10 protein-coding genes and 1 pseudogene are annotated in these 9,857 nt (G+C 43.4%); 3 read left to right on the top strand and 8 right to left on the bottom strand.

Annotated elements, in window-relative coordinates; genetic code table 11:
* The 3 genes from HMPREF2811_RS03160 to HMPREF2811_RS11355 form a co-directional block, all read left to right on the top strand.
* Window positions 1-1,270: DUF927 domain-containing protein (locus HMPREF2811_RS03160; RefSeq protein ID WP_141749241.1), on the top strand; the 1,270-nt coding region annotated here is incomplete at its 5' end.
* Window positions 1,271-1,370: 100 nt separating this feature from the next.
* Window positions 1,371-2,768, top strand: a complete 1,398-nt coding sequence (locus HMPREF2811_RS03155) for a recombinase family protein (protein WP_071408069.1) — start codon at window positions 1,371-1,373, stop codon at window positions 2,766-2,768.
* Window positions 2,758-2,904, top strand: coding sequence for a recombinase family protein (locus HMPREF2811_RS11355; RefSeq protein ID WP_168164936.1), 147 nt, complete (start codon window positions 2,758-2,760; stop codon window positions 2,902-2,904). The genes HMPREF2811_RS03155 and HMPREF2811_RS11355 overlap by 11 nt, the downstream gene beginning before the upstream one ends.
* Here the strand turns inward: HMPREF2811_RS11355 and HMPREF2811_RS03150 are convergent.
* The 8 genes and pseudogenes from HMPREF2811_RS03150 to HMPREF2811_RS03115 form a co-directional block, all read right to left on the bottom strand.
* Window positions 2,890-3,504, bottom strand: a complete 615-nt coding sequence (locus HMPREF2811_RS03150; RefSeq protein WP_071408068.1) for an ATP-binding cassette domain-containing protein — start codon at window positions 3,502-3,504, stop codon at window positions 2,890-2,892. The genes HMPREF2811_RS11355 and HMPREF2811_RS03150 overlap by 15 nt on opposite strands.
* A 72-nt stretch (window positions 3,505-3,576) precedes the next feature.
* The gene (locus HMPREF2811_RS03145; protein WP_071408067.1) at window positions 3,577-4,305 is read right to left on the bottom strand and encodes a DUF554 domain-containing protein; all 729 of its coding nucleotides are present in this window, start codon (window positions 4,303-4,305) and stop codon (window positions 3,577-3,579) included.
* 134 nt (window positions 4,306-4,439) lie between these two features.
* Window positions 4,440-5,345: a metal ABC transporter permease gene (locus HMPREF2811_RS03140; protein ID WP_071408066.1), complete on the bottom strand. Its 906-nt coding sequence runs from the start codon at window positions 5,343-5,345 to the stop codon at window positions 4,440-4,442.
* Entirely contained in the window at window positions 5,342-6,268 is a 927-nt protein-coding gene (locus tag HMPREF2811_RS03135) for a metal ABC transporter permease (protein WP_071408071.1), read from the bottom strand. Before HMPREF2811_RS03135 ends, HMPREF2811_RS03140 begins: the two co-directional genes overlap by 4 nt.
* 5 nt (window positions 6,269-6,273) lie before the next feature.
* Complete coding sequence (locus HMPREF2811_RS03130; RefSeq protein WP_071408065.1) at window positions 6,274-7,017, bottom strand: metal ABC transporter ATP-binding protein; 744 nt, start codon at window positions 7,015-7,017, stop codon at window positions 6,274-6,276.
* 163 nt (window positions 7,018-7,180) lie between these two features.
* Window positions 7,181-8,128, bottom strand: coding sequence for a metal ABC transporter solute-binding protein, Zn/Mn family (locus HMPREF2811_RS03125; RefSeq protein WP_071408064.1), 948 nt, complete (start codon window positions 8,126-8,128; stop codon window positions 7,181-7,183).
* Window positions 8,129-8,350: 222 nt separating this feature from the next.
* Entirely contained in the window at window positions 8,351-8,848 is a 498-nt protein-coding gene (locus HMPREF2811_RS03120) for a dihydrofolate reductase (RefSeq protein WP_071408063.1), read from the bottom strand.
* 14 nt (window positions 8,849-8,862) lie between these two features.
* Window positions 8,863-9,641 (bottom strand): annotated as a pseudogene (locus HMPREF2811_RS03115) (thymidylate synthase); the annotation flags it as partial.
* Window positions 9,642-9,857: the final 216 nt, after the last annotated feature.

Here is a 9,857-nt window from a genome sequence, read left to right as displayed (position 1 = left end):
GAAATGGCTCACTTTTAACTTGCGAAATACAGCGGTAGTCTTGGGACTGAGCGGACCAATTATTTGTCACTTGAATCACAGCTACCCAGATCTTAAAACGCTTTTAGTCAATTTCTCAGGTGATAGTTCAAAAGGCAAGACTACAGCGCTCTCGTTAGCTGTCTCGGTGGCTGGTGAACCGAATAAAGGCCACCAGTCACTGCTTCGCTCTTGGAATGGGACGAGCAATGCCAATCTCGGATTATTAGAAGGGGTTTATGGTATTCCGATTGCCTTTGATGAACTTAGTGCCAATTCCACCAGAAACCTAGATAGCTTGTTATATACATTGACTGAAGGTGTCGGTAGGTCGAGAGCTAGAAGTGATGGAAGACTCAGAGAGGTAAGTACATGGTCAACAACTATCCTTAGCTCAGGCGAACTGGATATCTTTAACCGCTTATCCGAAAACACCGGTTTAAAAATGCGTGTCTTCAATTTTAGGGATATCCCTTGGACCGAGTCAGCTGACCAAAGTGAAGCAATTAAAGCTTGTATTACAGCAAATCATGGTTGGCTCCTCTCCGCTTTTATAGAGTACTTATTTACTGAAGACGCTGACATTGAGCACTATTTTGAAGAAGCCATTGAAGCACTTAGAGATGATTCTAATTTAACGATAACGAGTGAGCGAGTGTTTAAAAAATTGGCTGTCATTACAGCAACTGCTAATCTACTCAATGATACTGAGATTCTAGAGGTTGATGTTAAAGCCATTTATGACCTGGTAGTCTCCCAAGAAAATGAAGCGAACCAAACAAGAGACATTGGTAAACAAGCGCATGAAAGGCTGATGCAGTATCTTCTCGCAAACCAAAGTCTGATTTCTTCAGGAAGTCGTTCAAAGATTGGGTACATTGAGGGACAAACCGTTTGTATCTACCGCGATCAATTAACCAAGATACTCAAAGAACTGGATTTTGAAGACGCACGAATCGTCCGAAAAAAATGGCTAGAATCAAATGTGATTGTTCCTTCCGAATCAGACCGGGTAACGACTCGGAAAGTAATTGAGGGTCAAAGGCATATTAGCTATCGTATCTCAATTCCTGATGCGTATGCGGAAGAAGGCTTGAGGGACGTCAGACCGGTAGGAACATCTACCTACTCTCTCTCTTCTCATCCACGACTACAAAGTACGCTTGTTGATGAACTACATTCAAATGAAGAGAATCCGACCATTGAGACGTCTGAAGGATTCGACCTTGATGACAGCGACATAGACTTTTAAGGAGATGAAAAAATGACTACTTCAGAAACTAATTTAAAAATTCAAGTCTTCCTCGAACTACTGGTACAAGTTTTGATTCAACTGGAAAGTGTGAGTGACGATGACTAAAACTGCTGTGATTTATGCCCGTCAATCTACACCCAAGCAACAATCCATTCCAGCGCAGATTAAAGCGCTGGAGGATTATGCGAGTCAACATAACACTCAAGTCCTTGCGATTTTTCAAGATGCTATGAGTGGGAAAGATACGAACCGAGAAGACTTTAACGCGATGGTTGAATATATTTCTACTCACGCTGTCGATGTCCTATTAGTTTGGCGATATGACCGAATCGCTCGTAACTTAAAGGACCTTGAAAGCTTCCTAATGCTCTGTTCAGATCTAAACGTTAGCGTCATAAGTATCAACGAAAAGTTGGGTCATAACCGTGCCCAAGATGTATTTATGTTACAAATGCTCGGGGCTGTGGCCCAGTATCAACGGGAAATTATCAAAGAAAATCAGCAGATTGCCTATCACCAAAAATATAAAGATGGTAAGATATTGAGCGCTAACGTGTCTTACGGCTATCGCTTAATTAATGATGAGTTGATGGTACACGAGGAAGAGACAGAAACTGTTCGTCTGATATTCGATTTATATACTCAAGATAAACTGGGATATAAGGCGATTGCGGAACAATTGAACGCATCCGGTAATCTTAACCGTGATAACAAATGGTGGCATGCGACTCGCATTAAAACCATACTGGACAATCCCTTCTATACTGGAGTTATCCAGAGTAAATATGGCGATGCGAATTCTCACCAGCTTCCTTTGATTCAAAAAGAGCGTTTTGAACAAGCCCAAGCCATCCAGTTAAGTCGAAACACTCTCAAACAGCGCGTGACCAGACGTTATGTTTTACAAGGGAAGATAAAATGTCCTCACTGTCACACTGTCTGTACGCCAACTCATACCCTGAACGGTCAGCGGGATTATTATTACTATTCATGTTCTCTCTATACTTCTGGAGGGAAGCGACACTGTCCTGGTATGATACTCAATGCTTTAGAGGTTGAAGACTTCATTAGTTCCAAACTTCATCAATTTATTCAATCGGATTTCGTGGCAGGCCAACTGAAGTCACACATCACTCGAACCAACTACGATATCGATCGAACCAATCAGCAGAAGCAAAATAAGTTAAAACAAAGACAGAGACAAATTATGGATGCCTACGAAAAGGAGCTCCTTGATGACGACCAACTTTCTGATAAGTTGGTCGCATTGAACGGGCGAAAAGCAAAGCTTAAGTTAAAACCCAGGATACCTGAATCCATCACTAATCTAATTGACCGCAACTTACTCATCGACAACAACCCAACCCTTCCACAATACACCCTGTACCAGAGTATCATTGAGAGGATTGCAGTCGATGAAGAAAAGAAGGTCATCGCGATTTATTTAACCGGGTTCAGAGAAAATATTTTAGAGGAGGAAGACGATGTTTCATAAAGATAAAATGCGGGCAGTCTATTATACCCGTGTAAGCACGGCAGAACAGGCCCTCTCGGGTTATAGTCTTGGTGCCCAACAACAAATCATTTCGGAGTACTGTGCCAAAAAAGGCTATGAGTTAGTAGGTGGCTAAATAACGTTCCAGCCATTGGATAGAGGCGATATCCAGGTGGTTGGTTGGCTCATCCAAGATCAGTAAGTCCGGCGCTTCAATCAACACTTGGGCAATACCTGCACGTTTTTGTTGACCTCCGGACGTTTCACCAATTTTTTGGGACAGATTTTTTAATCCCAAACGGGTCAGGATGGACTTGGCGCGGGTTTCTAAATCCCAGCCATTTTGTTCCGTCATCTTTTCGGACAAGGGCAAGAAGGATTCTTGCAAGGACACGTTCTCAGGATCTTTCTCTAACTGAAGTCGCAGGTCTTCATAATCATGAACCAAGCGGACCAAAGGCGAAGAACTGTCATAAATAGTTTCCAAAACTGTTTTATCTGGGTCCAGGTCCGGGTTTTGATCCAAATAGCCAATGCGATAGTTCTGAGGTGCCATCATCTTGCCATCATCGGAGGTTTCCAATCCTACAATGGTCTTCAAAAAGGAACTTTTCCCTGTGCCGTTGGGTCCAATAAGACCAATCCGGTCACCGGTGCGTAGGGAAAGATCAATACCATCTAATAAGGTCTTGGTACCATAGGTCTTGTGTAAGTTTTCAATGGTTAATTCTTTCATGGAGAAGCCTCCTTTGTAATGAAATTATTATAACATATCCTGGATCTAACAAAGCTTGAAGGAATGATTCTTCTAGAAGAACTGCGCCAGATAGGTGATCCATAGATAACTAATGGGTAGCGAGACCGCCATGGCTGGAATCATGTTGGTGACTGGTAAACGTTTTAACTCCAAAATATTGAGTGCAGAAGCTAGAATCAAGACCCCACCCACTGCCTTGAAATCCGCAATTATGGCGGGTGTCGTATAGGCCAAAATTATTTCACCGGCATAGAACAAGGATAAGAAAACAATCGCCTGTGGCACCGCAATAAAGGAAACAACGGGCCCTAAGCTAGCGGAAAAAATCATGGCAGTAAAGAAATCCAAGAGGGTCTTGGTGATTAACAACCCATGATCACCGGTCATTCCTGATTCCAAAGATCCGTAGATCCCTGTCCCACTGGCACAAAAAAGCACAATGATGGTCGTCAATTGGAAAAAGTAAGTCTTTGAACCTAAACCGTGATTACCGATAGGAATCACTTTGGCCACCCATCGTTCCATATTGGCAGCCGCCTGATTAATTTTCTCATCAAAGCGCAAGCCCATTCCTACCAAAAGGCCGACAATCAGGCTCAATACAACTGCCGGCAAATTCTCGAGGGCGATCATATTCACAACTGCCATTAAGAAGGCACAAAGACCAAAAATCATGGTGAGCGATTCTTTGGCCTCTCGACTCAGCCTCTTACCAACGCTTCCACCTAATAATCCTCCAACAAAGATTCCCAATGAATTCACAAGGACACCGATCGGCATAGATGACTCTCCTCTTTCTCTTTTCTCACATCGACCATGCGTTTATTTTATCATGAATCATTCTTGAGTGGTAAAAATTTACAAGAAAGAGCCTTCCCGGTGATGATGGGAAGGCTCTTAAACGTGCGTTTGTCTTATAAGTTTTTAATGCTTTCATTTAATGCGTGTTGACGTTTCCGGCGGTTAAACCAAGCACGCAAATGACCTTTGCGCGGTGAGAACAAGAATGCAATCATAGCAACGATTCCTGTCACAACCGCAATCACACCGGCGTAGGATAAATCCATTTTGTAAGCCAGATGCACACCGACAATGGCATTGAAGGCCGCAATGATTAAACTGAGAACAATCACATGACTCAACCGATCGGATAAAAGATAGGCTGTTAAAGCCGGGCCCACCATAAAACCAACGACCAAAATAGATCCGGCGGCTTCAAAAGCACCAACCGCGGTTAAACTTACCAGCGTCATGAGCCCATAATGAAGAAAGGTGGTCGGAATTCCCAAGGAATGGGCGTATTGAGGGTCGAAGCTCGAAACCTTTAATTCCTTGTAAAAATGAAGCACATAGCCAAGGTTCACTAAGAAAATCACCACGGCGATCCAGAAAGCGCGTGGTCCAATATCATGACCCGCAATGACCATCCGGTCAAAGACCGTGAATCCCAACTGTCCCATAAAAACCGAGTCAATGTCCAAGTGAACATCCCCAGCATAGCGGGTCAACAGAATAATGGCAATACTAAACAAGAAAGGGAACACAATTCCGATGGACGCATCCTGGTCTAAGAGCTGTGTACTTCTTAAAGCTTCAATAGCTAAGACAGTAATGACCCCCACAATCGTTGCACCCACCATGAGCAGTGGTGAAGAAAGATCTTTGGTGATAAAAAAACCTATGACGATTCCTAGAAGAACCGTATGGGTGATCGCGTCGGATACCATGGTTTTACCTTGCAAGACCAGAAAGTTTCCGATAATTGCACAGGAAAGAGCGACTGCAACGGCCACGAAGGTAATTTGAATTAAGAGGCTCATAAAGATTCTCCTTTCTCCTGGGCCAGACTTTCTTTTAATTGGCGTTGACGACGAAGAGAACGACGGCGTCTCGCAATTAATCCACGTTCAGGTGCAAAACACACACTGATAATTGTGAGACACGTGGCGACGATTACAATGGTGGCACCTGTAGGAATCTGTTTGCCTGTGGAGCTCAAGAAGGTTCCTAACAAACCAGATATTCCACCAAAGAGGCCCGATAAACCGACAACGACTGACATGCGGTTGGACCACTGGCGAGCCGCAATGGCTGGATTCACAAGCAAGGCCGAAATTAAAACAACTCCGACCGATTCAAGCCCCATTACGATGGCTACCACAATCAGTAGAGACAAAAGAAAGGCAAAAAATCGGTAGGGACCCGGCAAAGTTTGGGCAAAGTGAGCATCGAAGGTAATGATCTTGAACTCCTTCCAAAAAACAATGACCAGTGCAAGAATTATCATTCCAATGATGATCAAAACATTGACTTCTTGCTTGAGCATTCCACTGGCTTGTCCAAAGATAAAATTATGCAGACCCGCTTGAGCGGCATTGGGCGTCTTTTGAACAGACGTTAACAGCGCTGTTCCTAATCCAAAGAAAGTGGATAATACCAAAGCCAAGGCGCTGTCTTGTTTGACCACAGAATTTCTTTGAGAAATAAAATTGATCAACCAGGAAGCCAACCAACCAAAAATTGTAGCTCCCGCTAATAAGGCAAACATGTTCTTGCTACCTGTTAAAATAAAACCAATGACAATTCCCGGTAAAGACGCATGCCCCAAGGCATCTCCCAAAAGACTTTGCTTTCTTAAGGTCAGGAAAACTCCCAATACTCCACTGAAAACACCCAAAAGTGCAGTACCCGTCGCTACCACTTGGAAAGTATGGTTATTTAAAATGTTGGCAATTGAATCCACATCACTCACCCTTCCCCTAAGTTATGGTCTTGTCGATAAGTTTCTTCAATATTGGCAGCCGTGTAAAACTCCTTGACAGGTCCTGCAGCCACGACTTCACGGTTCAAAAAGACCACTTGATCAAAATAATCTTCAACCGTATCCAAATCATGATGAACCGCAATGACTGTTCGTCCCAGTTCTGCCTGCTGGCGCAAGAGATCCATCAAGATTTTCTCCGTCTTCATGTCTACACCAGCCAATGGTTCGTCCAAAATAATGATATCCGCGTCTTCACAAAGAGCTCGGGCTAAGAAAACACGCTGGCGCTGACCGCCTGAAAGTTGTGAAATTTGACGATCCGCAAAAGTACCCATTCCGACACGTTCCAAATTCATCTTGGCAATTTCTCGGTCTTCTTTACTCGGTCTTTGACCAAACTTTAAGTGCCCATATCTTCCCATCAAAACCACATCCAAAGCAGAAGTGGGAAAGTCCCAGTCTACACTGGTTCTTTGAGGCACGTAAGCTAAGCGGCGTTTGACTTCCTCATAACAATAAGATTCACCGTCCAATTGATAAGTGACCTGACCGGCGATTGGCTTCAAAAGGCCCAACATCCCATTAAGCAGTGTGGATTTACCTGCTCCATTGGGACCGACGATGGCGGTGCGTTGCCCTTTCAAAAACTTTACATCCACGTTCCATAAGACGGGATGCCCATCGTAAGCAACGGTTAATTGATCGACTGTAATCGCATTATTAGTCATTTTCGAACCTACTTTCTAATTGAATCAAAACAATTGATAGTCATTAATTTTACTCTGGCCTAAACTTTTTCCTGAATCGATTTTTAGACCTTGTCAGGGAGAATTTTTGCAATAAGAAAACGGCGGCCCTGTGAGTCAGCCGTAAAATTCTTATATTAAAGAGTTATTTTAAAGCATTCACAATGGTTGAAATGTTTGTCACATAACCGTCGATGTAGTTACCTGCTTTTTCTTCGTCAGTACCTAGGGCGTCTGAGTATAGCTCTCCGCCGATTTCTAGATTTCCACCTTTTGCTTCGACTGCTTCGACCAACGCTTTAACGTTACGATCTGAAACAGAACTTTCGATGAAACATGCTTTGATCTTCTTGTCGATGACAAGGTCAGCAACTTTAGCGATGTCCCCTGTACCAGCTTCGGTTTGTGTGTTCAGACCTTGGATACTTTCGACGTTGAAGCCGTAGTTTTTACCAAAGTATGAGAAAGCGTCGTGAGCAGTTACTAGGTAACGTGATTCTTCTGGAACTTCAGCAACTAAGTCAGCAATTTGCTTGTCTAGCTCGTCCAATTCCTTCACGTATGCATCCGCATTGGCTTGGTAGTCTTTGGCGTTGTCTGGATCCACTTCTGCTAACTTATCAGCAACTAATTGAGTGGCTTGTTGCCAGATTTGGATGTCGAACCAGATGTGTGGATCTAGGTCTAAATCTTTGTCTTCGTAGACATAGTCAAGAACTTGACCGTCTTTAAGAGCTTCTTCCAATGAGAAGATGTTAACATCATCGGATTCTGCCATCTTTTCGAAGATATCTGTGAACATGGCTTCTAAGTGCAGGCCATTGTATCCTACTAAATCCGCATTATTAACAGCATCAATGTCTGAAGGGGTTGGTTCATAACCGTGTGGGTCAACCCCAGGTCCCATAAGACCGGTCACTTTTACGTGCTCCCCGCCGACAACTTCAAGCAAGTCCTTCATGTGTGTGGTCGTAACAACAACGTCTAATTTCTCAGCTTCCGCTTGTGCGGATGGCGTTGAAACAAATAGACCACCGATCATTAAAGCCAGCGCAGCAAGAACTACCAAGCTTCTCTTAAATAAATTATTCATATAACCTATCGTCTCCTTTTTTATGATAAATTTAGTCTAGCCTAAAATATAATTTCTGTCAACTTCACTTTGATCAATTTATAAAATAGCGACAAATTTTCCCAGCGTTTTCTCTTCTGACCAATGTTTGTTCAACTCCTTTATTTTGATTCTTAGATTAGAAAACAAAAGGAAAAAGCCCCACTCTGACTTTAGGGAAGAGCTTTTGAAATAAAGACTGGCTTATGGGGTGTCCTTGCGTACCCAATACTCATAGGCATAGTCGACAGGATCTTCGGGATTGGTTTCACCGGGAATGGACGTTTCCAAGATAAAAACTTCTGGATCAATGGGTGGCATAAAAGTATCGCACTCATAGGTATGTCGAATATTGGTGCGGATAATTTTATTCACATCGTCCCAAAATAAATTAAAAATTTCTGTTCCACCGATGACCATGAGGGCTTCTTGAGTGGCCATATCCAAGGCTTCTTGACGATCAGTAATCACAGTCAGGCCCTGAATGTCGGCACCATAATGAGGATCTCGAGACAAAACAATTGTTTTTCGTCCTGGAAGTAGGCGTTTGCCGAGAGATTCAAAAGTTTTGCGTCCCATCAATATGGTATGTCCCATAGTTGTGTCTCTAAAGAACTTTAAATCATTGGGTAGATTCCAAGGCAATTGATTGTTGACACCAATGCCTCCTTGTTGGTCTTGGGCGTATACAAAGATAATCACTGGCACTCTCCTTTTTAAACGGCGATGGGTGCACGAATTCCTGGGTGTGGGTCATAGCCTTCCACTCGGATGTCATCCACACTTAATTCATCCATGGGCGTGTCTGAATCGATAACAAGCGTCGGTAAATCTTTAGGGTCACGGCTGAGAAGAAGTTCGGCTTGTTCCATGTGATTGGTATATAAATGGGCATCGCCAAAGGTGTGCACGAAATCTCCCACTTCCAAACCGGTTTCACGGGCAATCAGATGGGTCAATAAGGCATAGCTGGCGATATTGAAAGGAACCCCTAAGAACAAATCGGCGCTTCTTTGATACAATTGACAGCTTAATTTTCCATCTTGAACGTAGAACTGAAACAAAGTATGACATGGAGGTAAGGCCATATTGGGCACACCTTCCAGGTTCCAAGCCGAAACAATCAAACGCCTTGAATCTGGATTCTCTTTGATTTGCTCAATGACGTCGGCAATCTGATCCAAAGTCTCCCCTTGACGTGTTTGCCAAGCGCGCCACTGTTTGCCGTAGACATCTCCCAATTCACCATGTTTTTGAAAGAATTCCAGATCATTTAGAACCTTGTCTTGGAATTTTAACATTTCCTCGTCATAAACTTTTTTGAAAGCATCATCTTCTAAGACGCGCAGACCAAAATCAGTCATGTTCGGTCCCGTATAGTCGTCGCTGTCGACGTATCTTTCAAAGGCCCACTCGTACCAAATGTGATTGTTGTGTTCCAACAAAAATTGAATGTTGGTATCCCCCGTAAGAACCAGAGTGACTCACTCAAGACATTGGCCACGAGACAAACAGTTCCAAACAAGAGAACCTTCCAGACGGAGGGTTCTTTTCGCGTCGTCCGATTGAGATATGGGTATAACCATTCCCCGAAACCCCGACGGTTTCAGAGAGGAGACACATAAGACGACATAGGAGACTTCCCGATTTCCCGACGATTTTAGAAGGATAGGAGTTTGAGGTAAGCGTCCTATATCAGAGTATCTTGATA

The organism is Globicatella sp. HMSC072A10, assembly GCF_001811625.1.
Taxonomy (GTDB): Bacteria; Bacillota; Bacilli; order Lactobacillales; family Aerococcaceae; genus Globicatella; species Globicatella sanguinis.
The sequence above is the reverse complement of the archived record's forward strand: the minus strand, read 5'-3'. Positions and strand labels throughout refer to the sequence as shown.

What these genes read in the sequence shown, in the direction of transcription:
- HMPREF2811_RS03155 (WP_071408069.1), top strand. Translation starts at nt 1,371, where the DNA reads ATGACTAAAACTGCTGTGATTTATGCCCGTCAATCTACACCCAAGCAA.
- HMPREF2811_RS03140 (WP_071408066.1), bottom strand. Translation starts at nt 5,345, where the DNA reads ATGAGCCTCTTAATTCAAATTACCTTCGTGGCCGTTGCAGTCGCTCTT.
- HMPREF2811_RS11355 (WP_168164936.1), top strand. Translation starts at nt 2,758, where the DNA reads ATGTTTCATAAAGATAAAATGCGGGCAGTCTATTATACCCGTGTAAGC.
- HMPREF2811_RS03125 (WP_071408064.1), bottom strand. Translation starts at nt 8,128, where the DNA reads ATGAATAATTTATTTAAGAGAAGCTTGGTAGTTCTTGCTGCGCTGGCT.
- HMPREF2811_RS03150 (WP_071408068.1), bottom strand. Translation starts at nt 3,504, where the DNA reads ATGAAAGAATTAACCATTGAAAACTTACACAAGACCTATGGTACCAAG.
- HMPREF2811_RS03145 (WP_071408067.1), bottom strand. Translation starts at nt 4,305, where the DNA reads ATGCCGATCGGTGTCCTTGTGAATTCATTGGGAATCTTTGTTGGAGGA.
- HMPREF2811_RS03130 (WP_071408065.1), bottom strand. Translation starts at nt 7,017, where the DNA reads ATGACTAATAATGCGATTACAGTCGATCAATTAACCGTTGCTTACGAT.